Source organism: Synechococcus sp. CC9616 (genome assembly GCF_000515235.1).
Lineage (GTDB): Bacteria > Cyanobacteriota > Cyanobacteriia > PCC-6307 > Cyanobiaceae > Parasynechococcus.
This window is the reverse complement of sequence record NZ_KI911558.1, coordinates 1,071,918-1,095,091: the sequence shown is the minus strand read 5'-3', so window position 1 is coordinate 1,095,091 and position 23,174 is coordinate 1,071,918. Positions and strand designations below refer to the sequence as shown.

Here is a 23,174-nt window from a genome sequence, read left to right as displayed (position 1 = left end):
TATATCTAACAACTACCTAGACCTCTTGATGATTGGAAGCTGAGATAGGTCAGTTCGTCAGTTGCCTGGCTCGACGAATCCAATGCTGAGCGATCGTTAGATCGACGACTGCGCGCCGGCCGCTGCCAAGGCTGCGCTCGAGACGACCGGTCTGACGCACCAGTCGTTCCGGAGTGCATGCGGCCAGAGCTGAGGCACTGGCAATGCCGGCATGCATCAGCAGCGCGGCATCCTGCGGTGCGAGCTCAAGATCGCAAACCAGAACAGCCATGCCGCGAAGACGATGCAGATTTCGAGCCGAGGAGCGGCCGGTTCTCACCAGGCGGCTCAGGGTTGCATCACTGAGATCACGAAGATCCGGCCAGCTGTCAATACCAGCTGCCGCCAGATCGTTTTGCTCATAACGAAATGTTTGTGGGAGATCTTTCATCGAATCGGCGCTGAGCGAAAGTCGCGCAGCGTTTCTCCGAGAACCACGGGTCGGGTGCTGCCATCCCCAGCGGTTTCGAGTGCACGCAGTCGAATCTGAACCACGCTGCTGCTGCGTCCAGCTCCGCGCAGGTTGGCGGCAAGCTGCTTAAGGGTCGGCGCCACATCGTCCTGATTCAGTCCATCTGGTGCTTGCGCCACCACCAGATCGTCGCCGTTGTCAAAGACGATCGGGGCCCGGACAGCGCCCTCCACCACCACCGGCGGGCTGTAGCTGAGTGCGAAAGCCCAGCAGCTGATCGCCAGGAGAAAGGTGAAGCTGCTGACACCCACCAAACGGAAGCGAAGTCCCCAGCCAGCCAGAAACCCGATCACGGTTAAAACACTCAATCCCACACCAGCCCATGCCAGCCAGGGAGCCGTGGTGAGCAGCAGCTGATCGAAGGACATGGACGCTGGTCCTGATGAGGGGATCTCCTTATATTGCGCGCACTTCGGGGGACAACGTCGCGGTTCATGGGAGAAACGCGGCGGATTCCTCGAGCTGGAATCGTCCTCACCGGCAGCGCTCTACTGGTGGGTGGCCTTTCGATTGGCGTCCTGGCCGTAGATCGGGCTGCGTCGGATTTTGTGAACCGGTTGCGACCGGATCTGGAGCGTTCTCTGTCCCGCCCCCTCGGCCATCCAGTCCAGATCGGTGCTTACGAGGGCCTTCGTCCATGGGGACTGGCCATCGGTTCCTCCAAAATTCTGCCAACGATTAAGGATCGATCGACTGGTTCTCTGGATCAGTTGGTCGTCCGCCTGGATCCCCTGGCCAGTTTGCGGCGCTGGCAGCCGGTGTTTGCGCTTGATGTCAGTGGTTTCCGCGTTCAGCTGCGTCGTGATGACCAGGGGCGTTACTGGACACCAGGGTCCGCGATGGCACCCAGGACCCTGCCGCGGATCCGGCTGAACGTTCGCTTCATTCAGCCCGCGCAGGTCAGCCTCTCTCCTGTGGGTGAGAGCTTTCGTCTCTCGGGTCGTGGCGCAGTTGAGCTGGCCGACAGCTGGTTCAGTTCTTCAGCGCGTTTGCAGTGGCTTGATCAGGGAGGGGCCGTCGCGCTCCAGGCCCGCGGGCGCTGGGATCAACCGCAATTGATCCTGCGGACCGGCCTGAAGGACCTGAAACTCAATCGTCTGGCCGGTCTTCTGTCTCTGCCGACAACCGCCGAGGTGCAGGGGCGTCTTGATGGTGATCTGCGATTGCAGCTCCAGCAGGGACGACTGGGCTGTCGCGGCGGTGTTCAGTTTCAAGACATTCAAGTCAGTCGCGACAAGGGCTCTGAACCGTTGCGCTCGAAACGACTCAGCCTGTCCTGCCAGGACGAGACCCTGACGTTGAAGGGCGGTCAGCTGCGTTATGGCGACTGGTCTGCCAAGGCTTCAGGGTCTGTTGCGCTGAATCGCTCCTTCGACCTCAAATTCGATCTCAGGAACTCCAGGCGAAACGATCGGCTGGATCTGCAGATGGATGGTCCCTGGGGCGAACCACGCTGGCGTGTTGCGGGCAAGGTTCAGCTGCCTGAGAACAGTCCGGTGGATGGGCCGGTCACCGTCAATGGCCAGCTGACGACTCCCTGGACTGACAGCCAGCAACCGCTTGCCCGTGTTGATTCCCTGCAGCTGAAGGCCCCCGGCCTGCGTCTGTCGATGCAAGGAGAGGCGTTTCCTGCGCTGCGTCTGCGGAGCACGGAGCTCAGTGCCGAGCCCTTGATCTGGCGATCGCTTCCAGCCCTGACCCAGGCCCTCGGCACGACTGGTCCCGTCAGGGGCTCACTCCTCGCCGGTGGCACGTTGGCTGAACCTGAGCTTGAACTGCAGCTTTCACAAACGTCCAACCCCTTTCTGGATCGCTGGGATCTCAATGCCAACTGGTCCAAAGCCAGTGGCCTTGCCGTTCTGGAACGGTTCGACAGCCAGGCCCTTCAGGCTGAGGGGCGGCTGCCACTGACCCTTGAACCCAATGGTGTTGAGCTCGGTGAACTGCAGGCCGGCTTGAACCTTCGCGAAATCGATCTCAGGCGGCTGACGCCCCTGTTGCAGATCCCGATGGCGGGCACCCTCTCGGCTCGTGGCAGCGTGAGCGGACCCCTACAAACGCTGCGGCCTGATCTGGCACTGATGTTGCGGGAACCCAGGGTGGGAGCACTTCAGATTCCCGAAACCTGGCGAGGCCATGTTCGAGGCGTGATCGGCCAGGGCGCGAGGCTTGAGCTGGCGTCCAGGGCCCCTGGCCAGGTCGGTGGAACGCTGCAGGCTGAGCTCGCAGCTGACTTCTGGCCGACCCAGGTCAACCTCCAGCGTGGTGAGGGGGGGCTCACGCTGGTTGGCAGCAACCGCGACTACAGCTGGAAGGCGGATCGCTTCGTCCTCAACGGACTACAGCTGGCCCTTCCCCCACAGCAGCGTTTTGAGGGTGTCTCCGGTGATCTGAGTGGTGAGGGGCGTCTGGCTTTCGCGCCACTGGTGTTCAGCGGTGCCGCCAGCATCGATGAGCCAGCTACCATGGGCATTCCCCTCGACAGCCTCGCGCTTGAGGGTCGGCTCGCGGATGGTCGCTTCCGGCTGGAAGGGACGCTGAAGCCAGCGGAAGGCGAGGTGCGCGTTTCAGCGGACGGTGTCCTTGAGGGAGCACTGCGCAGTCGTGCCGAAGTCTCTGGATTGAGTGCCTCCTGGCTGATTGATCTGGCGCGTCAGCTGCGGGGACCGGATTTCCCTGAAGGCATGGATCCCGGCAGCGCTCAGGATCTCGGCAGCTTTGTGATTGATACCTTCGGCGGAAGCATTGACGGCCAGCTCAAGGCTTTGGCTGTATCGAAGCAGGCCCTGCTGGCCTATGTAGAAAAAAATCCTCAGAAGGGTTTTGATCCGCAGGACCTGCAGGGCCGGATCGATGCGGTGATGACCCTCAACGGTCCGCGTCCATCAGCGCTCGAGCTGGATCTGCAGGCGCAAGGCCATCTCTGGCTGAATGACGAGGACCAGGATCGGGCCCTTCAGATGGAGCCAGTTGTCGCTGTTCTGCGCGGCCCTGTCAGTGGAGGAGAAGGCGATTTCACGCTGCTGCACCTGCCGTTCTCCCTGATGGCGTTGTTCGCCCCCGTTCCGACAGCCCTGAAAGGCGCCATCGGTCTCACGGGGCGTTATCGCTTCAATGCTGAGGGCCCCTCAATCGAATCGGCCCTGGCCTTTGACGATGCCTCGCTGGGCGGCACGCCACTGATCCTCGATCGCCGCACTCTGAGCTTTGGACCCGATGGCATCAGCATGGATCTGGCCCTCAGGGGCAAGAACTCGAAGGAACCGATCACGATCCTCGGCACCGTGCCACTCGGCAGCAGTGAATCCCTTGATCTGGAGATTGAAAGCCATGGGGACGCCCTCAGTCTTCTGACCCCCTTGGCTGGGGACAAGGTTGAGGTCAAACGCGGCGGCACTGATCTACGCCTGATCCTGCGGGGAACTCTTGAGGACCCCAAAGCCAACGGCTTCCTCGTCATGCGTGATGGTGATTTCGTGGTCGCTGACCAGGAGATCCGCAAGCTCAATGCTTCGATTCTCTTCGACTTCAACCGACTTGATGTTCAGAAACTTGAGGCTGAGCTGGCGGCCGGAGGCAGCCTCAAGGGTTCCGGCGCCATCGGTTTGCTGGAGCCACGCCAGGAAGACAAGCCACTGTCGATTGAGCTGGTCAACGGACGCATCCGTCAATCGATTGTCGAGGTGACGGCAGCCGGCAGCGTCACAGTTGATGGGTCTCTGCGGGCACCGGTGCTCAGTGGAGATGTGGCTCTCAACCATGGTGTGATCCGCCCCCGTCAAAGTCTGCTGACGCGGGTGCGCGGCACGATCAATGGATCGCGATCCGATGCCGGCCCAGGCTCTTTGATCAGAACCCCTCTCGCCAGGTCTTCTTTCAAACCGGTCACTCTGGACTCATTGATCGAGGAGAACTGGGATTTCAAAGAGCCCTTGGTGCTGTTCGGGCCAGGGACCACGTCGAAGCCGTCCCAGGAACTCAAGGCGTTGATGCCGGATCTCCCCGCTGTGCAGTTCCGGAACTTGCGCCTGAATCTGGGGCCGGATCTCGCGGTTCGGATGCCGCCGTTTGTGAACTTCCGCGGTGGTGGGCAACTGCTTCTGAACGGTCCCCTGGACGAGTCGCTTCAGGCCCGAGGTTTGATCCGTCTCAATCGCGGGCGGATCAGCCTGTTCTCCACCACGTTCCGTCTGGATCCAAGCGCTCCCAACGTGGCTGTCTTCACACCCTCGCTTGGCCTTGTGCCCTACGTCGACATCGCCATGAAGTCGCGGGTGTCCGATTCGGTGCAGGCGAATGCAGCCACAGGCACCACCTCCAACATCTTCGAAACCAACGGTCAGGGCAGTCTTGGATTGGCCGGCGGACAGCTGCGTCTGGTGAAGGTGACGGTGCAGGCCTCAGGCCCAGCCAACCGTCTGATGGAGAACCTGGAGCTGCGCAGTTCCCCTCCGATGTCCCAGTCGCAGTTGCTGTCGCTGATCGGTGGCAACTCTCTGGAGGGACTAGCCGGAGGCAGTGCAGGTGCTGCCCTTGCCACGGTCCTGGGTCAAACGCTTCTGTCTCCGGTTCTGGGGACCCTTTCCGATGTGATGGGGGAACGCCTGCACATCGCTCTCTATCCCACTTATGTCACCCCGTCGGTGAAATCGGAAGAGGAGCGCAAATCCGGCCGTGTGCCGCCCACCTTCACCATCGTCACGGAAGCTGGTCTCGACGTCAGCGACCGCTTCGATTTCTCTGTCCTGGCAGCGCCGGACAATGGTGATGTTCCACCTCAGGCCTCAGTGACCTACCAGGTGAATCCCAACACGACGCTGTCTGGTTCGATCGATACCGACGGGACTTGGCAGACCCAGCTGCGGCTCTTCTTCCGCTTCTGAGCATGGATCAGGTGATCGGGATCGATCTCGGCGGCACGGCGATCAAGTTGGCTCGCTTTACTGCGGAAGGTGAGCTCCTGGCGCAACTGGAGCAGCCCACCCCCCAGCCGGCCGTGCCAGGGGCCGTCACGATGGCCCTCTGCGAAGCGGTCGCAGAGCTTGATCCTGGCCGCGAGGCTGCCTGGGTTGGTGTCGGGCTGCCGGGTCCCATGGATGTAGAGGCCAGGGTGGCAAGGATCTGCATCAATCTCCCCGGTTGGGAGGAGGTGCCTCTGGCGGAATGGCTTGAACCCCGTTTGAAGCGGCGCGTCACCCTGGCCAACGATGGAAACTGCGCCGTTGTGGGAGAGGCCTGGCGCGGAGCGGCCCTGGGGTTTGGCGATGTGGTGCTGCTGACGCTTGGCACCGGGGTGGGCGGTGGCGTTCTGATCAATGGAGCTCTGTTCACCGGCCATAACGGTGCCGCGGCTGAGCCTGGACTGATCGGAGTGGATCCAGCGGGTCCGCCCTGCAACAGCGGTAATCGAGGCTCCCTCGAGCAATACGCCAGCATCGCGGCGCTGCGGCGCCTCTGCGACCGAGACCCACGCGAGCTGAGTGAAGCGGCGGATGCCGGGGAGTCGGAAGCGATTCAGGTCTGGGAGCAGTACGGCCGTCGGTTGGGCGTTGGTGTGAGTTCGCTTGCCTATCTGTTCACTCCCCAGTTGGTCCTGCTGGGGGGAGGCCTGGCCGGCGCCGCCCGCCATTTTCTGCCCGCGGTCCGTCGGGAGGTGGAGCTGCGGGTGCAGGCGGTCTCCCGCGAAGGTCTGCGGATCGAGTCCTGTGCGCTCGGCAATGGTGCCGGACGCCTTGGCGCGGCTCGTCTAGCTCTGCAGAGGTTGGGCGGGATGATGACGGAAGACTGATACGCAATTCCGTCATGACTTCCGTTCCCGAGCCCTCGGCGGAACTGTTGCAGAGGGCTGGAGCAGCGCGGCTGGCAGCGGTGTCCCTCGGTCAGACCTCAGACGAGCAGAGGGCTCAGGCCCTCCAGGCGATGGCGGATGCCCTTGCGGAGCATGCGGCCGGCATCGTCGACGCCAACCGGGAGGATCTGGAACGCTCTGCGGAGCAGGGACTGGCCCCAGCTCTTATGGCCAGGCTGAAGCTGGATGCGAAGAAACTTGAGGGAGCCATCGAGGGCGTCCACAAGGTGGCGGCTCTGCCAGATCCCCTCGGTCGCCGGCAATTGCATCGGGAGTTGGATCAGGGCCTGGTGCTGGAGAGGATCACGGTGCCTCTGGGTGTGGTGGGTGTGATCTTCGAGGCTCGCCCGGATGCGTTGATGCAGATCGCTTCGCTGGCAATTCGATCCGGAAACGGCGCCATCCTCAAGGGAGGGAGCGAGGCCAGCTGCACCAACGAAGCGGTCATGAAGGCCCTTCAGCAAGGCCTGAGCCAAAGCGATGTGTCTTCCGATGCTCTGGCGTTGCTCACCACGCGTCAAGAGAGCCTGGCCTTGTTGCGGCTTGATGGGCTCGTGGATCTCATCATTCCGCGCGGCAGCAATGAACTGGTGCGGTTCATCCAGGACAACACCCGTATTCCTGTCCTGGGACATGCTGACGGCATCTGTCACCTGTACGTCGATAGCGCAGCGGATGTGCAGCAGGCCGTGCGCGTGGCGATCGACAGCAAGACTCAGTACCCGGCGGCCTGCAACGCCATTGAAACGCTGCTTCTGCATGAGTCGGTCGCTGCGGCATTCCTGACGGCGGCCATCCCCCGGTTCCAGGAGTCTGGGGTGGTGCTGCGCGGAGATGACGCCAGCCAAGGGCTCGGGGTCGCAGAAGCAGCAACGGAGGAGGACTGGCGAACGGAATATCTCGATCTGATTCTTTCGGTGCGGGTGGTCTCGAATCTGGATGCCGCCCTCGACCACATCCGCCGCTTCGGCTCCCGCCATACGGATGCGATCGTCACAACGGATGCGGCAGCAGCTGATCGCTTTCTGGCCGCTGTCGACAGTGCAGGGGTGTATCTGAATTGCTCCACCCGTTTCGCCGATGGCTTCCGTTACGGCTTCGGGGCCGAGGTGGGAATCAGCACGCAGACCCTGCCGCCCCGCGGCCCCGTCGGCTTAGAAGGCCTTGTGACTTACCGCTATCGCCTTCGTGGTGACGGTCATATCGCCGCGGATTACGCCGCAGGAACGCGACGTTTCAGCCATCGCGATCAACCCCTTTGACCTCCTTGATGGATGCCATCCACGTCCGAAACCTGAGGCTGTGGGCCCATGTCGGGGTGCTTCCCAACGAGCGTCGCGATGGTCAGTGGTTCCGTCTGGACCTAAGCCTCTGGCTAGATCTCGGGCAATCCGCTGCTGCTGATGATCTCGCCTCCAGCGCCGACTACAGCCTGGCGATCCGAGATCTGCAGCAGCTGTCGCGATCCATTCGCTGCCTCACGATCGAGCACTTCAGCGAGCAGGTGCTGAATCGTCTGGAGGCGCTTTATGGCCCCGTTCCGATGCGCGTGGAACTGAGCAAATGTGCTGCACCGGTGCCTGGATTCAGCGGCGTGGTGTCGGTTGAACGCTTCAGACATCACTCTTCAGCTGGTGCTGATCCATGAGGCCCCCGCTTGTTCTGGTGCACGGCCTCTGGGACACCCCGCGGGTCTTTCGGCGGTTGATCCAGGCCCTGGAAGATTCTGATCAGCCTCTGCTCACTCCCCATCTGCCCCATCGCCTGGGAGCCGTCCCACTGCGCCAGTTAGCCCGTGATCTCGATCGTCAGATCCGAGCACGTTTCGGAGCGGATCAGACGATTGATTTGTTCGGATTTTCGATGGGTGGAGTGGTGGGTCGTATCTGGCTGCAGGAACTGAACGGAGCCCAGCGCGCGCGCCGATTCTTCAGTGTGGGCAGCCCTCAGCATGGAACGCTTACCGCTCAACCGATTCCACGGGCTTTGCTGCCAGGTGCAGCGGATATGAAGGTGGGAAGTGCCTTGCTTCGGGATCTCGGCCGCAGTTCACAAGCCTTGGCTGCGTTGGATTGTCGCAGTTATTTCTGCCACTGGGATCTGATGGTGTGTCCGTATTGGACAGCCCAGCTGCCCTGGGGGGATCAGCAGGTGATTGATGTCTGGACCCATCAGCAACTGATCTCCCATCCCAGGGCCTTAAACGTGTTCCGGGAGCACCTGACCGCCGCCTAGGCCGCGGCAACCAACCCCGAGTGGCGGATCAGTGCCTCGCTGCTGGCCGGCCGACCACGGAAGGCAGAAAACACATCGGCCGGAGCGCGGCTGCCGCCCAGGCTCAGCACCGTGTCCCGGAAGCGAGCTCCGGTTGCTCGGACCTGCACCTCATCGTCGAGGCCAGCTTCCTCGAACGCTGCGAAGGCATCGGCGCTGAGCACTTCCGCCCACTTGTAGGAGTAATACCCGGCGGAATAGCCACCGGAGAAGATGTGGCCAAAGGCGCAGAGGAACTGATCCTCCGGGATCGGCTCGATCACAGTGGTGCTGCGGGCCACTTCACGGCGCATCTGATCTGGTGTGAGGCCAAGTTCCGGGCTCCAGCGGCTGTGCAGACGAAGGTCGGTGAGTGCGAAGTGCACCTGGCGCAGCGTTGCCAGGCCGGCATTAAAGGTGCGGTTGCGCTGCAGCTTGTTGAATTCCTCTTCGGGAAGCGGCTCCCCGGTCTGCCAGTGGCGAGCCATGCCCATCAAGGTTGCACGGTCGAGGCACCAGTTCTCCATGAACTGACTCGGTAACTCGACGGCATCCCACTCGACGTTGTTGATGCCCGCTGCTTCCGGCTCATCAACGGTGGTGAGCATGTGCTGAAGACCGTGGCCGAACTCATGGAAAAGGGTTTCCACCTCTTCAAAACTCATCAGGCTGGGGGTCTTCCCCACAGGGGGTGTCTGATTGCAGATCAGATAGGCCACCGGCAGGACCTGGCGTCCATCACTGCCGATGCTGCGCCCGAGGCAGTCGTCCATCCAGGCACCGCCACGCTTGCTGGCCGGTCGACTGAAGGGATCGAGATAAAACGCGGCGATGGCAGGGCCGTTTCGGCGCTGAACCCGGAAGTAGCGAACGTCGGCATGCCAGATCGGCGCCTCCCCATCCGCGGCCTGGATCTCGACATCAAAGAGCCGTTCGCAGAGGCTGAACAACCCTTCGAGCACCTGAGGTAGTGGGAACCAGGGTCTCAGAGCCTCCTGATCAAGATCGAAACGCTCTTTGCGGAGACGTTCAGACCAGAACGGCAGGTCCCAGGGGGCGAGAGCATCTGCCTCTGCAGCCCCATGGCGCGTCGCACAGTCCTTGAGATCCGCGATTTCGATTTCCGCTGCGGGGTAGGCCGCGACGCGCAATTCCTCAAGTAAGGCCTCAACGGCATTCACATCGTCAGCCATTTTGCTGGCCAGGCTGCGTTCGGCCCAATGGGTGTAGCCGAGTCGTCTGGCCTGTTCGATGCGCAGTCGCAGGATTTCTTCGATCAGATCGCTGTTGTCGAGCTCGCCACTGCTGGCTCGGCTGACGTGGGCGCGATAGATGGTTTCCCGTAGACCGCGATCCTCTGCATGGGTCAGAAATGGCAGATAGCGCGGCATGTCCAGGCCCAGGAGCCAGGGGCCTTCGGCAGCACTGGCCTCGCCATCGCCCGCTTCGCGAGCAGCAGCGGCTAGGGCTTCAAGAGCCCGCTGCGGCAAGCCGGACAACTGGGCTTTGTCCGTCAGCTTCAGGGTCCATTGCTGCGTGGCATCCAGAACATGGTTGCTGAAGGCCGTGGACAGTTCCGCCAGCCGTTCACTGGTGCGGTTGAAGGCCTGTTGGTCCTCTCCACTCAGACCAACACCCCGTTGATCCATCGAGAGCAGTTCGCTGGTCAGGATGCGGCGCCGTGTTTCATCCAGAGGTTGCTGGGGGGCATCGCGAAGTTGGCTGAGAGCCTGGTACAGCAAGGCGCTCTGGCCAAGACGATTGCCAAGTCGCACCACATCACCAAGCTGGCTGGCATGGGCATCCCGCAACTCCGGTGAATTGCAGACGCCGTTGAGGTGGGATACAACGCCCCAGCTCCACCGCAGCCGTTCTCCGATCCGCTGCAGTGAGGGCATCACCGCCTGCCAGTGAAGGGGGTCCCCTTTCTCCATGGCCTGGCTGAGGCTGCTTTCCAGTGCGCTGAAGTCCTGCTCCAGCGTCGAGATCAAAACGGGGATGTCACTGCGAACCAGCTCGGGAGTGATCGCCTCGAATTTGGGCAGCCCAGAGCCTTGCAGCAGTGCGGAGGTGGAGGTCATCGTCATCAACCGAGAGGGAGGCGTTCGATCAGAGCCATCAGGCTGTGTTCTCCGAGGCGCGTGGCCAGAGCCTCGGTGGATGCCTCGTAGAGATCCATGGCAACGCGGGGCCAGACGCCAATCACCAGTGTGGGGACGAGCAGTGTGAGGCCGATCACCAGCTCACGCGGACGCATGTCGTCCACGACGGCAAGAGCGGGGATCCTCGGCCCGAAAAACACGCGTCGACACATGGACAGCAGGTAAATGGGCGTCAGCACCAGGCCGATCGCGGCAAGAAGCACGCTGATGGAGCGGAACAGGGATGTGAAACCCTCCTGGCTCGTGATGCCGAGGAAGACGGTGATCTCACTGATGAAGCCGCTCATGCCCGGAAGGGCCAGGGAAGCGAGGGAGGCGGCCAGAAAGAAAGCGAAGGTGATCGGCAGGGCTTTGGCCAGTCCACCCATGTTGGGGATCGAGAGGGTCTTGGTGCGTTCGTAGAACACGCCGGTGACGAAGAACATGGCCGCGGCGATCAGACCGTGGCTCACCATTTGGAGCATGGCGCCACTCACACCGAGGGCGTCGACCGCGCCGATGCCGAGCAGAACGAAGCCCATGTGGCTCACAGAGCTGCAGGCGATTCGTCGTTTGACATTGTCCTGGGCGAAGGCGTTCAGCGCTCCATAGACGATGTTGACAATGCCAAGGATCACCAGGGCTGGCGCCAGCTGAAGGTGGGCATCCGGGAGCATCTGAACGTTGAAACGAAGCAGGGCATAACCGCCCATCTTCAACAGCACTCCTGCCAGCAACATCGAAACCGGCGCATTGGCTTCACCGTGGGCGTCCGGAAGCCAGGTGTGGAGCGGGAACATCGGCAGCTTCACGCCGAAACCCACTAGGAAACCCAGATAACAGAGCAGGCCAAAACTGCCCCCTGGCGAGCGGGCTGCGAGTTCGCTCAGGTTGAGCGTGAACTGATCGCCTGAGAGGGCAAGAGCCAGGCCGCTGATCAGGATCAGCAGGGATGCCAGGGCTGTGTAGAGGATGAATTTGGTGGCGGCGTACTGCCGGTTCTGGCCTCCCCAGATGGCGATCAGCAGGTACACCGGAACCAGCTCGAGTTCCCAGGCTAGGAAGAACAGCAGAAAATCCTGGGACAGGAACACGAGTCCCTGGGCGGATGCCTGCAGGAGCAGCAGGGCGAAATACAGGCGGGATTTGCTGGTGACCGACCAACTTGCCGCGACGGACAGCAGGGTGACGAGGCCGCTGAGCACCACGAGCGGAGCTGACAAGCCATCGGCGGCCAGGGACCACTCCAGACCAATCACCGGCAGCCAGCTGACCCGTTCAACAAGCTGCAAGCCCGCCTGGGTGGGATCGAAGCGCGTGGCGAAGACCGCGATCATTAGCAGCAGGTCGACCAGCAGCACGCCCAGGGCGAAGTTGCGGGGCAGTGGCGACGTTTTGTTGTCGTCTCCAGGCAGAAGCGGCATCAGCATCGCGCCGACCGCTGGCAGCAGAACAATCAGAGACAGCCAGGGAAAAGTGGCCTCGGACGCGGCCAACAACGGCAGTTCTGCGTCCATTTCCTGACCCCAATCGTGAATAAAGCTAACAGCTCTGTTGCCCCTGTTTGGGTAGAACTACCCATCTTCTGCTGGTTGCCAGTGGCTGCCTGACGTCTGCAGATCCAGCACCGGTGCCCGACTGGCCACTCCAGCGGCTTCCCAGGCGCGCACCATGGCCGAGCTGACCGCTTTTCCCCTGTCCTCTGAGCAGAGGGCAATGATGCTGGGGCCTGCACCACTGATGGCGCATCCCCAGGCACCGGCCTCGAGGGCTGATGATTTCACCTGATCACCACCCTTGATCAGTTTCCAGCGATAGGGCTCGTGCAGGCGATCGTGCATGCCGTCAGCGATCAGATCTCCATTGCCGGTCCGTAGTCCTTGCAGCAACAGGGTGAGGGCTCCCAGATTCACTACGGCATCGCTGACAGGGATCGCTTTGGGCATGGCTCGGCGCGCTTCGCTTGTGCTGAGGCGGATCGATGGAATCGCGATGACTGCCTTGACCGCTGATGTCCATTCACAGCGCACAACGCGCCAGCGCTGGGACGCGGCTTTGGCGGTCATGCACAGGCCACCAAGCAGTGAGGGAACAACGTTGTCCGGGTGGCCCTCGATGTCAATGGCCAGCTCCAGGAGCTTTTCCTTGCTGAGTGGGTCTCCCACCAGGGCGTTCGCTCCCATCAATCCCGCCACGATCGCTGTCGCGCTGCTGCCAAGACCGCGGGCCGGTGGAACGGCCAGACGAACCCTCGCTTCCAGGGCCACGGGCTCCAGGCCAGCGGCTTTCCAGACCCTCTGAGCCGCCCGATACACGAGGTTGTCAGGCCCCCCGCGCAGATGACTTCCCTCGCTGCCTTCGATGATGAGTTCGAACCGTTCACCATTGCCCTCGATCCGTCGCATGGCGAAGCGGTTGTTCAGATCGAGTGCGGCGCCGAGACAGTCGAAACCGGGCCCCAGATTGGCGGTGGTTGCCGGAACATCCACCACCACTTTCTGCCCGATGCGCGGCTGCGACATCCCATGCGCTGCGTTCAGGCCAGTGTCTCACCTGGCTCCGCGAGCATCCGAGCCCGGCAGGCGGCGCTGAACAGTCCCGCAAGCGGATCGATCACGGCGGTGACGTTAAGACTGCCCATGAACTCCTCGAAGCGACCTTTGGCTCGCATCGGGGCCAGAAACGTCTCCGACTTCAGTCCCGCCAGCTGTTTGGCGGCCGTACCTCCTCCGATCCAGAGCCCGCCGCTGCAGAGTTCCTGCAACGCCACATCTCCAGCTGCAGCGCCGTAGGCCGAGAGCCAGAGCTGCTGGCCATGTTGCATCAGATCGTCACCTTCGGATGCGGCACGGCTCACCTGGGCTGGGAAGTCGGAGGCCGTGTCGTTCCGCCATGACGTCGCCATCTGCCGCAGGGGATGGTTCTGGGCATGGGGTTGATTCAGCAGCCAATGCGCCACATGCCCCAGCCCGGTTCCACTCACGATTCGTTCAACCGACAGCCTCTCCACACCGAGATCCCGTTTGAGCCAACAGGCCAGCTGCCATTCCTCCTCGGTTCTGGCGGCGAATTCACGATGACCACCTTCGCAGGAGAGGGAGAGCAGACCTCCATTCGTGCGAATTCCACGCGCCATCCCGAGGCCGGTGCCAGCCCCAAGAATCGCCACGGGCCCCTGATCCTGGTGTCCTTCCTGAAGCACCACCTGTTGGTCTGCATCGAAGTGAGGAAGGCCATAGATCAGCACTCCGAAATCGTTGACCAGTTCCAGCTTCCGCATGCTGGCGGCCGCTGCCAGGTCTTCCTCCTTCAGTTGCCAGGGGAGGTTGGTGATCTTCGCTGTCCTGTTTCGAACTGGACCGGCCACCGCGATGCAACCGTGATCAGGCGCGGGAATCTCCGCAGGTCGCTGGCTGATGAAGGCCTGAAGCATCGGTTCCAGCGAGCTCCATTCGCTGGACTTGAATTTCTCCTGATGAAGTGTTGTCAGGCGACCGTTGTTGAGTCCATAGAGGGCCAGGAGGGTCTTGGTTCCTCCCATGTCGCCTGCGAGAAGAGTGGTGCCGGCCATGCGGGTTCCGAGAATCCGTCTTTCTTCAGGCTGCGGTTCGCAGGACAACTCGGCAACGACTGGTGTCGTTCAGGGCATCGGATTCAGAAAAAATCCAGCGGAAGCGGTCCCCAGGTTGTGACCATGCCGGCCTGATCGTCAGCCGTTTGATGTCGATGACCGCTGATCAGGATGCCTTGAGCAAGTCCATGTTCGATGCGGATGCGAATCGAACCGCTGGTCTGATTGGCTTTGAGAAACACCGGTCCCACTTCGTCTGTGGTCTGCACCACCTGCATGGGCTCCCATCCCTGATGTGTTTCAAGGCGTCTCAGCGTTTCCAGAGCCACGCTGTCCGATGGGGCCATGACCCCGACGGTGAACCAATCGGCTTCGGCCATGGCGTCCGCGAGTTCCAGGCGGAGACGATCAGCGAGGCCGTCCTCCAGGGTTGGCGCTTCCCGCCAATGCATCAGATCAGCGAGGTTGTTCAGCCTGGGGGTCACGCTGGATGGAGCTCCAGACCGGCAAGCCGCTCTCGTCCGGATCGACCTGACGCCTCAACCAGCTGGCTGGCTGCAATCATGCCGAGGTCACCATCACGGCGGCTGCGAAGACTGACGGACTGTTGCTCCGACTCTTTGGCTCCGATCACACCAAGGACAGGGATTTTCATCTGCTCACCGATGCGGATCAATTTGCCGAGGCGTTCACCGCTGCGATCGATCGTGGCGCGAACGCCAACGTCCTTGAGCTGCTTCAGCAGTTGCTCTGCGTAGGGCTGAACCTCATCGGTGACCGGCAGAAGACGGATCTGCTCAGGGGCCAGCCAGAAGGGGAAATCACCGGCATAGTTTTCAGTCATGATCCCGAAGAACCGTTCCAGCGAGCCGAAAATCGCCCTGTGGATCATGATCGGACGCTGACGCGATCCGTCCGCGGCCACGTATTCGAGCTCGAAGCGTTCGGGAAGGTTGAAGTCCAGCTGAATGGTGGAGCACTGCCACATTCGTCCGATCGCGTCTTCGATCTTCAGGTCGATCTTGGGTCCGTAGAAAGCACCGCCGCCTTCGTCGATCTTGTAGCTCCAGCCCTTGCGTTCGAGAGCCTCGACCAGGCCTCGGGTGGCCAGGTCCCAGACGGCATCGTCGCCGATCGACTTCTCAGGCCTGGTTGAGAGATTGATTTCGTAGGTGCTGAAGTCGAAGGCGGACAGGATCCGTTCGGTGAGATCGAGAATCAGCAGGATTTCATCACTGATCTGATCAGGCAGGCAGAACACATGGGCGTCGTCCTGGGTGAAGCCCCGAACGCGCATCAGGCCGTGCATCACCCCTGGCCGCTCGTAGCGATACACCGTGCCCAGTTCAGCCCAGCGGATCGGCAGCTCCCGGTAGCTGCGCAGCTTGCTGGCGTAAGTGAGCACATGGAAGGGGCAGTTCATCGGCTTGAGCTGGTATTCCCGCTCATCCACCTGCATGGGGCCGAACATCGACTCCTGATAGAAGTCGAGGTGGCCTGAGGTTTTCCAGAGGCTGATATCTGCCACATGCGGTGTGTAGAGGAGTTCGTAGCCCCCTTCGAAATGGGCCTGGCGCCAGAACTCCTCGATCAACAGGCGCATCCGCGCTCCTCGGGGATGCCAGAACACCAGTCCGGCCCCGGCTTCATCCTCGATCGAGAAGAGGTCGAGATCCTTGCCGATGCGTCGGTGATCCCGTCGTAAGGCTTCCTCCTTGCGGCGTTTGTGTTCCGCAAGCTGTTCCGGTGTTTCCCAGGCGGTGCCGTAGATCCGTTGAAGCTGTGCTCGTGTCTCATCACCACGCCAGTAAGCCCCGGCGACGCTTTCCAGTTCGAAGGCCTTCGGATTCAGCTCTTTGGTGTTTTCAACGTGGGGCCCTGCGCATAAATCCCACCACTGATCGCCGAGTGTGTAGAGGGTGATGGGCTCCTGCAGTCCGTCCAGGATTTCAAGTTTGTACGGCTCGTTCTGTGCCTTGATCTTTGCGGCGGCCTCTTCACGGCTCACCTCGATGCGCTCCAACGGAAGCCGGCGACCAATGATCTTGCCCATCTCCTTCTTGATGGCTTTCAGGTCGGCTTCGGTGAAGGGATCTGGATTGTCGAAGTCGTAGTAAAAGCCCGATTCTGTCCAGGGCCCGATGGTCACCTGGGCTTTGGGAAAGAGCTTCTGAACCGCCATGGCCATGACATGGCTCATCGAGTGGCGGATCCTCAGGAGTTGATCGCTTTCACTGGTTTTGGGAAGAGCGACGGGGGCTTGAGGGGTTGCGGCCGCGCTACTCACCGGTTCCTGATCAGGGCCCGCCATCCTATGGGCGTGAGATCAGCGGCATCGCCATGTCCCCGGGACGGCCCATTCCAGATTCTTCGTCCGATGCGGCAGATCTGATGTCGTCCCTGCTGGACTCCCTGCTGGACGACTTCGAGCACTGGTTCAGCCGCGGTGAGGAGCTGCTCGGTCGTTGCCCGACGAGTGTGATGACCGATGAGGACCAGCAGGAGTTTGCCGCTCGTTTGCTGGAGGGCCGGAAGGCGATCGCCGCCACCCGAGCTCTTGTCTCAGCGGCGTCACAGCCGATGGCCGTGTCGATGGACGCGATGACGCCCTGGCACGGTCTGGTCACGGAGGTGTGGACCCTGGCTGCGCGCCTGGCGACGGTCGACCGTTGAGGTCTCAGGCTCCGAGCTGATTGCGAAGGCTCCTAAGGTTGCTGTTGTAGAAGCTCGCCAGTTCGCTGTGGGATTTCACCGGTTGTCCGTAGGCACTGTTGCCGGACGGTGTTGGGAAGGAAGCCCATTCAGGAGCCAGGCGAGCCATGGCCTTGGTCGTTAGCCCCTTGCGATCAATTTCTTTGAGCGCTCCGCGACGCTCGACAAGATGAAGGGCGGCCTGATCCTGATGCTTCGGTTCAAACGTCGTCAGATTCAGTTCCTTGGCTACGCCAGCCCAGGTGGAGGGCAGAAACTGATAAGCACCTGCTGCGGCACTGGCATAGCTCTTGACCACCACGCGCTCTGGATGACGGGACAGGTCTGTGAACTCACCGCCGCCATAGAGAATCCTGTAACCCTTGTCTGCACCGTCTTTCCAGGTGCCTTCTGCGTAGCGGATCGTATTCAGCAGAGCGCGGCGTTCTGGGGTGAGTTCGTAAGGGCCGTTTTCGCTGACATTGGCAACCATGGCGTGAACCACCAGGTGGCGTGCCTGAGGGCGGTCGTTGTCGGCGGTGGCTTCAGCCAGTGGTGGTACACCTGCGCCAAGAACCAAGAGAGCCAGAACAGCAACCCGCCGGGATGTGAACGAAAGGACGTTGGTTCTCAGGCCTCCGGAGAGAAGATGCACGCAGCAGTCTTTGAAGGGAGCGCCAACCTGATCGACCGGATCCACCAATGGCGAGGCCGGTCACTGTGGGGTTGACGTGCCCGGATGAGTATGTATACGCAGTCGAACCCTTTTTGTGAGACTCGCGGGACTCGCCCTGCCGCAGCGAGTCTCATCGGGCTTTTTGATCGCAGGTGTCCTCATGGCCCTGTCGGGATCAATGATTAGCCAGCCTTATCTTGTTGAGGTGTCCTGATTAGGCTCGAGGAGCGAATCCCATCGCGGAACGCACCCGTTCGAGGGTGTTCTGCGCCACGGTTTCGGCGCGTTCACGGCCGCTGCTCAGCACGCGGTCGAGCTCCGCTGGATCCGCCATCAGTTCGCGGTGGCGCTGCTGAATCGGTTCCAGTGCCGCCACGGTGGCTTCAGCCAGCAGAGGCTTGAACTGTCCCCATCCCATCTCGGCACACTGCTCAGCGGCGGCGTCACGGCCGCAGCCGCTGAGGATGGCGTAGAGCCCCAGCAGGTTGTCCGTTTCAGGCCGATCGGGGTTGCCGAACTCCAAACCTCGCTGGGGATCCGTCTTCGCCCGCTTGATCTTCTTGTTGATCACCTCCGGCGGATCTAGAAGCGTGATGCGGCTTCCTTCATTGGGATCGCTCTTGCTCATCTTGCTGCGGCCATCGGTGAGGCTCATGACCCGAGCACCTTCCTTGAGAATCAGGGGTTCGGGGACCTTGAGCACGGGTCGCTCCTCACTGCCGAAGCGAGCATTGATGCGTTGCTGCGCAATGTCGCGAGCCAGCTCGAGGTGCTGTTTCTGGTCTTCACCAACCGGTACAAGATCGGCGTCATACAAAAGGATGTCCGCGGCCATGAGCACCGGGTAATCGAGCAGGCCAACCGAAACGTTGTCGCCCTGCTTCACCGACTTCTCCTTGAACTGAATCATGCGCTCCAGCCAGTTGAGGGGCGTGACGCAATTCAGCAGCCAGCACAATTCGCTGTGGGCTGACACCTCGCTCTGGATGAACACCGAACAACGGTCGGGGTCCATGCCACAGGCGAGGTAAAGCGCTGCTGTGGTGCGACTATCGCCAGCCAGTTTTGCCGGGTCGTGGGGAACTGTGATCGCATGCAGATCAACCACACAGACAAATGTGTCGTGACTGTTTTGCAGCTCAACCCAGTTGCGGATCGCCCCCAGCCAGTTACCCAGATGCAGGGCGCCCGTGGGTTGAACGCCGGAGAGAACCCGGGGGCGTGTCATGGTTCAGGCCTCAGCTGGCTTGCTGTCTCCGTCTGGCTGTGGTTCGTCGCCAGCAGCCTGATCGGCAACCTCTGGTTCGGCTACGGACGCGTCGCTGCTCTCGGAAACATCCGGTTCGGGTTCGGGCTCCGGAGGCTGCGGTTTTGAGGGTCTTGCAAACGGATCAGGCCGGGATCCACGCCCGCCGCCGCCGGATCGTTCGTCGTCGTTCCGGCGACCTCGTCCGCCACCTCCATCGCGGCGTCCCCCTCTTGGCGCCTGGGACCGCTGCTGCTGCACCAGCTCGTCCAGTTGGCCGTCCTCAAGCATCTGACCAAGGGTTCTCACGGCAAGCCCCAGAACGGCCACTGTGGAACGAAGTTGGAAGGCCTCCTGAAGCGCTCGGGCAGAGCGCATTTCGTTGTCACTCAGGCGGATGCGGAATCCGCCACCCTCCCTGCCTCCGGGGCGACCGCCGCGCTGACCGCCGCGCCCCCCTTCTCCGCGGTAGCCCTCGCGGCCACCTTCACCCTGATTCCCCCTCTGGGAATCATTGCTGTAGGAATCACTCATGGCCTGCGGCCCGAATCAGGCGCAAGTGTGGCGCATCGTCGGTGTCCTGTCTGTGACCCAGTGCAGCCGGTGACCTTCGCGACTTCCCTGTTGAGCCAGCACGAGCAGCGGCAGCACGGTTTCCCCGTGATCGATCCGGTGCCGATATCGGCTTACCAGATCGAGGTAGCGGCTCAGCGTCCATCCATCTCTGAGGCTCTCGTTGCCATCCCAATAACGGCGAAGAGCGCGATGACAGTCCTCCATGCCGAACTCAGCCCAGCAGCGCTGCTGGGCCTGTAGCGGGTCGACACCCTGCTCCAGCAAGCCTCGAAATCGACTCAGCTCCGGCGCATCCTCGCGTCCATCGGGCGGCAGGTGGCGGCTGAGGTCCCTCAGATTGATTCGCATCAGCCTCAACCAGCTGCGTTCCTGCAGCAGGACCGGCAACTGCCAGGACCAGCCGGATGCCAGGCGTACCTCATCGAAAATCTCGGAAAGGCCGAGACGCTGCCGGGCTGTGAGAACGTCCAGAGGATCGTGGGTTGGCCTGTCGCTAGCCATGCGTCCCTGAATAGGTGATTCCCTCCTCCACGTAGTCCTTGGGCTCGAGGTGAATCGTGCAGCGCACCGGCCCAAAGCTGTGATCCAGCCTCTGCTCAACATGCTCTGTGATGCGGTGTGCCGTGGTCAGATCGTCGGCCTCCACCACCATGTGCATATCGATGAACACCTGCTGACCAAGGACCCCTCGACTGGCGATGTCGTGGCAGTTGAGGACCCCCGGGACATCCATCACCTGTGCATGAATCGCTTCCGGTGCGATGGCGATGTGATCAACCAACCAGGGCAGCGTCTTGCGCAGCACGTCCCAGCAGACGCGAATCAAAAGCAGGGCCATCGGGATCGCCAAGGCGACATCAAGCCAGCTGATCTGAAACCAGAGGGTCCCGGCCATGCCCACCAGAACGAGGACTGTTGTCCACACATCGCTGGCCGCGTGTTGTGCGTCAGCTTTCAGCAGCGTGCTGTTTAGGCGACTCCCCTGCTGGTGTTCGTAGCCGGCCAGCAGCAAATTGAAGCCGAGAGCCAGAAACAACAGCAGCAGTTCCGATGCGGAGACACGGATCGCCGGAAGACCTTCGACCATCCGTTCCCCCGATCGAAGCAGAATCTCTAGTGCGGTGAACAGGATGAACGCAGCGATGCCAAGGGCGCCGATCGCTTCGTATTTGTGGTGGCCGTAGGGGTGATCCCGATCCGGTCTGGGATCAGAAAGCGTGTTGGTGATCAGCCCGGTCAGGCTGGAGAGTGCATCGGTCGCGCTGTGCATGGCATCGGCGATGACCGCCAATGAGCCGCTGATCACGCCAACGATCAGTTTCAGCAGCGACATGCTGATGTTGACGGCCAGCGCCACCATCAGGACGGAACGAACCTGCTGCCGGTGATCCAGGCTTGTTGGTGCGACGGCGTGGTTTTGGGCCACCTTCCCTTGCATGCACCAGATCGGGACTGAATCTACAAATTATGGAAAATTACGCAGTTTGATCTGTGTCGCTGGTCGCATCCGCAACAGTGAGCTAAGAAGATTCCTCTACGGACCATTCCCTTTCCGTTGAAACTCCCGGGACTCCTGACACAGGTTTCTCCAGTGTCTCCGGCCTTGATCGGAAAGTTGGCGCTGGCCGGAGGGGGCGTGTTGGCAGGTCATTGGCTGCTTGGCGACGTTCTGCGCCTTCCCGGTGGCGGCCTCTCCTTGCTCGCCCTGGGCGCAGCCGCGTGGTGGCTTGGCCGTGGTTCAGCTCAACCCCGGTTTCAGCCACCTGAAACGCTCGATGGCTGGATCCAGCGATGCCGGGAGGTCCTGAAGCAGTTCGAGGCTTTGGAGGACAGCTCCAGCGGTGATGCCCGTGGTCGAGAGGCAGCCCTGCAGAGCTTGCTGGACCGCTCTGCTCCTCAGACCCTCGCCGTTGTGTCTGTGCCGGGCACCGAGATCTTCCCAGTCGAAACATGGCAGCTGGCCCTGTCTGGATCAGCTCCTCTCAAGCTGTCCATGGCCCATCCGCTGACGGCAGGTGATGGGGCCAGATGCTGGCCCGAAGCTCTGCGCCAACAGGATGTGGTGGTGCACGTTTTGCACGCGCCGTTGCTGGCTGCCGATCTGCTCTGGCTGCATCAGGTGCCAGAGGATCAACCAGCCTGGCTTGTGGTGGATGGACTCGGCTGCCCCCTGCAAGAGGATCTTTTGAGCCAGCTGCCGCAGCGCTGGCATGAGCGCTTGTTGTTCTCTGCCAGTGATGTCGAACTGCGCGTCACACTTCAGCCGCTGAGATTGAGCCTTGGTTCGGCAGAGTCCACCATCGCGATGACTCGCCGACGTTTGCTTGCGGATCTGCACCAACGTTGGCAAGCCGATCTCGAACAGCTCCGGCGTCAACGCTTTCAGACACTTCAGCAGCGCACCCAGTGGATCGTCGCAACGTCCGTGCTGGCGTCACCGGTGCCAAGTCTTGATCTTCTGGCAATCGTCGTGGCCAACGGGCTGATGATCCGCGAGATGGCCGACCTCTGGGGCTGTCGTCTCCAGTTGGATGTGCTGAAGGAAGCAGCGGCTCAACTGGCTCGAGCTGCTCTGGCTCAGGGCGTCGTGGAGTGGAGCTCCCAGATGCTTCTGGGGCTTGCCAAGCTCGACGGCGGAAGCTGGCTTGTGGCTGGAGCGATGCAGGCCCTGAGTGCCGCCTACTTAACGCGCGTGGTGGGTCGTTCGATGGCTGATTGGTTGGCAATCAATACCGGTGTTGCCGAGCCGGATCTGAAGCTGCTGAAACAACAGGCTCCCCTCCTTGTGGCCAGGGCCGCAGAGGAAGAGCGGCTGGACTGGCCAGGCTTCTTGCAGCAGTCAAAACACTGGCTTCTTCACGCAACTTCATGAAGGCTTCATGAAGTCCTTCATGAAGAAAGATTGAGAGCTGCTTCGGAATATTTAGTCGCCGTCTAATAAGCAAATCACTCCATAGGCTTTGCACAGCCTTCCCTTCATCAAGGGTGGCCATTTCCTGTCTTCTTTCCTCTTATGTCCACCGCCATTCGCAGCGGACGCCAGAGCAACTGGGAAGCTTTTTGTCAGTACGTCACTGACACCAACAACCGCATTTATGTGGGTTGGTTCGGTGTGCTGATGATTCCCTGCCTGCTGGCAGCCACCATCTGCTTCATCATTGCCTTTATCGCCGCCCCTCCGGTTGATATCGATGGCATCCGTGAGCCCGTCGCCGGCTCCCTCATCTACGGAAACAACATCATCTCCGGTGCTGTTGTCCCTTCCAGCAACGCCATCGGCCTGCACTTCTATCCCATCTGGGAAGCAGCTTCACTCGATGAGTGGCTGTACAACGGCGGTCCTTATCAGCTGGTTTGTTTCCACTTCCTGATCGGCATCTCCGCCTACATGGGCCGCCAGTGGGAACTCTCCTACCGCCTGGGCATGCGCCCCTGGATCTGCGTTGCCTACAGCGCTCCGCTGTCAGCAGCCTTCGCTGTCTTCCTGGTCTACCCCTTCGGTCAGGGTTCGTTCTCTGACGGCATGCCCCTGGGCATCTCTGGCACCTTCAACTTCATGTTGGTGTTCCAGGCCGAGCACAACATCCTGATGCACCCCTTCCACATGCTGGGCGTCGCAGGTGTTTTCGGTGGATCACTGTTCTCCGCCATGCACGGCTCC

At 61.4% G+C, this 23,174-nt stretch carries 20 protein-coding genes and 1 pseudogene; 8 read left to right on the top strand and 13 right to left on the bottom strand.

Going from position 1 to position 23,174, the window contains the following annotated elements; all coding sequences use genetic code 11:
- Positions 1–49: 49 nt before the first annotated feature.
- Positions 50–430 carry a DUF4332 domain-containing protein gene (locus tag SYN9616_RS0106525; RefSeq protein ID WP_028952380.1) on the bottom strand — a complete coding sequence of 127 codons (381 nt, stop codon included), beginning with the start codon at positions 428–430 and terminating at the stop codon, positions 50–52.
- Positions 427–879, bottom strand: a complete 453-nt coding sequence (locus SYN9616_RS0106520; protein WP_028952379.1) for a DUF2518 family protein — start codon at positions 877–879, stop codon at positions 427–429. Before SYN9616_RS0106520 ends, SYN9616_RS0106525 begins: the two co-directional genes overlap by 4 nt.
- Before the next feature lie 33 nt (positions 880–912).
- On the opposite strand from SYN9616_RS0106520, the gene SYN9616_RS0106515 reads away from it, so the two are divergent.
- The 5 genes from SYN9616_RS0106515 to SYN9616_RS0106495 are packed head-to-tail and all read left to right on the top strand — an operon-like array spanning position 913 to position 8,594.
- Positions 913–5,394: a translocation/assembly module TamB domain-containing protein gene (locus SYN9616_RS0106515; RefSeq protein WP_156918705.1), complete on the top strand. Its 4,482-nt coding sequence runs from the start codon at positions 913–915 to the stop codon at positions 5,392–5,394.
- A gap of 2 nt (positions 5,395–5,396) precedes the next feature.
- Positions 5,397–6,299, top strand: coding sequence for an ROK family protein (locus SYN9616_RS0106510; RefSeq protein WP_037990763.1), 903 nt, complete (start codon positions 5,397–5,399; stop codon positions 6,297–6,299).
- 14 nt (positions 6,300–6,313) lie between these two features.
- Entirely contained in the window at positions 6,314–7,621 is a 1,308-nt protein-coding gene (locus SYN9616_RS0106505; RefSeq protein WP_028952376.1) for a glutamate-5-semialdehyde dehydrogenase, read from the top strand.
- Between the two features lie 8 nt (positions 7,622–7,629).
- Positions 7,630–8,007 carry a dihydroneopterin aldolase gene (locus tag SYN9616_RS0106500; protein ID WP_028952375.1) on the top strand — a complete coding sequence of 126 codons (378 nt, stop codon included), beginning with the start codon at positions 7,630–7,632 and terminating at the stop codon, positions 8,005–8,007.
- Positions 8,004–8,594 carry a triacylglycerol lipase gene (locus SYN9616_RS0106495; RefSeq protein WP_028952374.1) on the top strand — a complete coding sequence of 197 codons (591 nt, stop codon included), beginning with the start codon at positions 8,004–8,006 and terminating at the stop codon, positions 8,592–8,594. The genes SYN9616_RS0106500 and SYN9616_RS0106495 overlap by 4 nt, the downstream gene beginning before the upstream one ends.
- Here the strand turns inward: SYN9616_RS0106495 and SYN9616_RS0106490 are convergent.
- The 6 genes from SYN9616_RS0106490 to thrS form a co-directional block, all read right to left on the bottom strand.
- A complete protein-coding gene (locus SYN9616_RS0106490; RefSeq protein WP_028952373.1) occupies positions 8,591–10,693 on the bottom strand; it encodes a M3 family metallopeptidase in 2,103 nt (700 codons plus the stop codon). The genes SYN9616_RS0106495 and SYN9616_RS0106490 overlap by 4 nt on opposite strands.
- Before the next feature lie 5 nt (positions 10,694–10,698).
- Positions 10,699–12,270 (bottom strand): NAD(P)H-quinone oxidoreductase subunit 4, encoded by a 1,572-nt coding sequence (locus SYN9616_RS0106485; protein WP_028952372.1) that lies wholly within the window; start codon positions 12,268–12,270, stop codon positions 10,699–10,701.
- Between the two features lie 57 nt (positions 12,271–12,327).
- Positions 12,328–13,275 (bottom strand): homoserine kinase, encoded by a 948-nt coding sequence (gene thrB, locus SYN9616_RS0106480; protein WP_028952371.1) that lies wholly within the window; start codon positions 13,273–13,275, stop codon positions 12,328–12,330.
- A gap of 14 nt (positions 13,276–13,289) precedes the next feature.
- A complete protein-coding gene (locus tag SYN9616_RS0106475) occupies positions 13,290–14,324 on the bottom strand; it encodes a glucokinase (RefSeq protein ID WP_028952370.1) in 1,035 nt (344 codons plus the stop codon).
- Positions 14,325–14,407: 83 nt separating this feature from the next.
- Positions 14,408–14,809 carry a DUF1824 family protein gene (locus SYN9616_RS0106470; RefSeq protein WP_037990761.1) on the bottom strand — a complete coding sequence of 134 codons (402 nt, stop codon included), beginning with the start codon at positions 14,807–14,809 and terminating at the stop codon, positions 14,408–14,410.
- Positions 14,806–16,635 (bottom strand): threonine--tRNA ligase, encoded by a 1,830-nt coding sequence (gene thrS / locus SYN9616_RS0106465; RefSeq protein ID WP_028952368.1) that lies wholly within the window; start codon positions 16,633–16,635, stop codon positions 14,806–14,808. The genes SYN9616_RS0106470 and thrS overlap by 4 nt, the downstream gene beginning before the upstream one ends.
- 29 nt (positions 16,636–16,664) lie before the next feature.
- Here thrS and SYN9616_RS0106460 point away from each other — a divergent pair, with 29 nt between their 5' ends.
- On the top strand, positions 16,665–16,997 hold the full coding sequence (locus SYN9616_RS0106460) for a DUF2605 family protein (RefSeq protein WP_037990759.1): 333 nt from the start codon (positions 16,665–16,667) through the stop codon (positions 16,995–16,997).
- A gap of 4 nt (positions 16,998–17,001) precedes the next feature.
- Here SYN9616_RS0106460 and SYN9616_RS0106455 read toward each other — a convergent pair whose 3' ends face one another.
- The 5 genes from SYN9616_RS0106455 to SYN9616_RS0106435 form a co-directional block, all read right to left on the bottom strand.
- Positions 17,002–17,715 (bottom strand): muramidase, encoded by a 714-nt coding sequence (locus tag SYN9616_RS0106455; RefSeq protein WP_369791924.1) that lies wholly within the window; start codon positions 17,713–17,715, stop codon positions 17,002–17,004.
- A gap of 190 nt (positions 17,716–17,905) precedes the next feature.
- Positions 17,906–18,919 carry a tryptophan--tRNA ligase gene (gene trpS, locus SYN9616_RS0106450; RefSeq protein ID WP_028952365.1) on the bottom strand — a complete coding sequence of 338 codons (1,014 nt, stop codon included), beginning with the start codon at positions 18,917–18,919 and terminating at the stop codon, positions 17,906–17,908.
- A gap of 3 nt (positions 18,920–18,922) precedes the next feature.
- On the bottom strand, positions 18,923–19,471 hold the full coding sequence (locus tag SYN9616_RS0106445) for a hypothetical protein (protein ID WP_028952364.1): 549 nt from the start codon (positions 19,469–19,471) through the stop codon (positions 18,923–18,925).
- Between the two features lie 15 nt (positions 19,472–19,486).
- Complete coding sequence (locus tag SYN9616_RS0106440) at positions 19,487–20,014, bottom strand: hypothetical protein (protein ID WP_028952363.1); 528 nt, start codon at positions 20,012–20,014, stop codon at positions 19,487–19,489.
- Positions 20,007–20,873 (bottom strand): cation diffusion facilitator family transporter, encoded by an 867-nt coding sequence (locus SYN9616_RS0106435; RefSeq protein WP_232200659.1) that lies wholly within the window; start codon positions 20,871–20,873, stop codon positions 20,007–20,009. The genes SYN9616_RS0106440 and SYN9616_RS0106435 overlap by 8 nt, the downstream gene beginning before the upstream one ends.
- A 195-nt stretch (positions 20,874–21,068) precedes the next feature.
- Here SYN9616_RS0106435 and SYN9616_RS0106430 point away from each other — a divergent pair, with 195 nt between their 5' ends.
- Both SYN9616_RS0106430 and SYN9616_RS17930 read left to right on the top strand, forming a co-directional pair.
- Positions 21,069–22,385, top strand: a complete 1,317-nt coding sequence (locus SYN9616_RS0106430; RefSeq protein WP_028952361.1) for a YcjF family protein — start codon at positions 21,069–21,071, stop codon at positions 22,383–22,385.
- 141 nt (positions 22,386–22,526) lie between these two features.
- A pseudogene (locus SYN9616_RS17930) lies at positions 22,527–23,174 on the top strand (photosystem II q(b) protein); the annotation flags it as partial.

Excerpts from the sequence above, each read along its gene's own strand:
- SYN9616_RS0106495 (WP_028952374.1), top strand. The coding sequence starts at position 8,004 with ATGAGGCCCCCGCTTGTTCTGGTGCACGGCCTCTGGGACACCCCGCGG.
- thrB (WP_028952371.1), bottom strand. The coding sequence starts at position 13,275 with ATGTCGCAGCCGCGCATCGGGCAGAAAGTGGTGGTGGATGTTCCGGCA.
- SYN9616_RS0106440 (WP_028952363.1), bottom strand. The coding sequence starts at position 20,014 with ATGGCTAGCGACAGGCCAACCCACGATCCTCTGGACGTTCTCACAGCC.
- SYN9616_RS0106435 (WP_232200659.1), bottom strand. The coding sequence starts at position 20,873 with ATGGTGGCGCTGGCCGTCAACATCAGCATGTCGCTGCTGAAACTGATC.
- SYN9616_RS0106475 (WP_028952370.1), bottom strand. The coding sequence starts at position 14,324 with ATGGCCGGCACCACTCTTCTCGCAGGCGACATGGGAGGAACCAAGACC.
- SYN9616_RS0106490 (WP_028952373.1), bottom strand. The coding sequence starts at position 10,693 with ATGACCTCCACCTCCGCACTGCTGCAAGGCTCTGGGCTGCCCAAATTC.
- SYN9616_RS0106445 (WP_028952364.1), bottom strand. The coding sequence starts at position 19,471 with ATGAGTGATTCCTACAGCAATGATTCCCAGAGGGGGAATCAGGGTGAA.
- SYN9616_RS0106485 (WP_028952372.1), bottom strand. The coding sequence starts at position 12,270 with ATGGACGCAGAACTGCCGTTGTTGGCCGCGTCCGAGGCCACTTTTCCC.
- SYN9616_RS0106505 (WP_028952376.1), top strand. The coding sequence starts at position 6,314 with ATGACTTCCGTTCCCGAGCCCTCGGCGGAACTGTTGCAGAGGGCTGGA.
- trpS (WP_028952365.1), bottom strand. The coding sequence starts at position 18,919 with ATGACACGCCCCCGGGTTCTCTCCGGCGTTCAACCCACGGGCGCCCTG.
- SYN9616_RS0106500 (WP_028952375.1), top strand. The coding sequence starts at position 7,630 with ATGGATGCCATCCACGTCCGAAACCTGAGGCTGTGGGCCCATGTCGGG.
- SYN9616_RS0106525 (WP_028952380.1), bottom strand. The coding sequence starts at position 430 with ATGAAAGATCTCCCACAAACATTTCGTTATGAGCAAAACGATCTGGCG.
- SYN9616_RS0106520 (WP_028952379.1), bottom strand. The coding sequence starts at position 879 with ATGTCCTTCGATCAGCTGCTGCTCACCACGGCTCCCTGGCTGGCATGG.
- SYN9616_RS0106510 (WP_037990763.1), top strand. The coding sequence starts at position 5,397 with ATGGATCAGGTGATCGGGATCGATCTCGGCGGCACGGCGATCAAGTTG.
- thrS (WP_028952368.1), bottom strand. The coding sequence starts at position 16,635 with ATGGCGGGCCCTGATCAGGAACCGGTGAGTAGCGCGGCCGCAACCCCT.
- SYN9616_RS0106460 (WP_037990759.1), top strand. The coding sequence starts at position 16,665 with ATGTCCCCGGGACGGCCCATTCCAGATTCTTCGTCCGATGCGGCAGAT.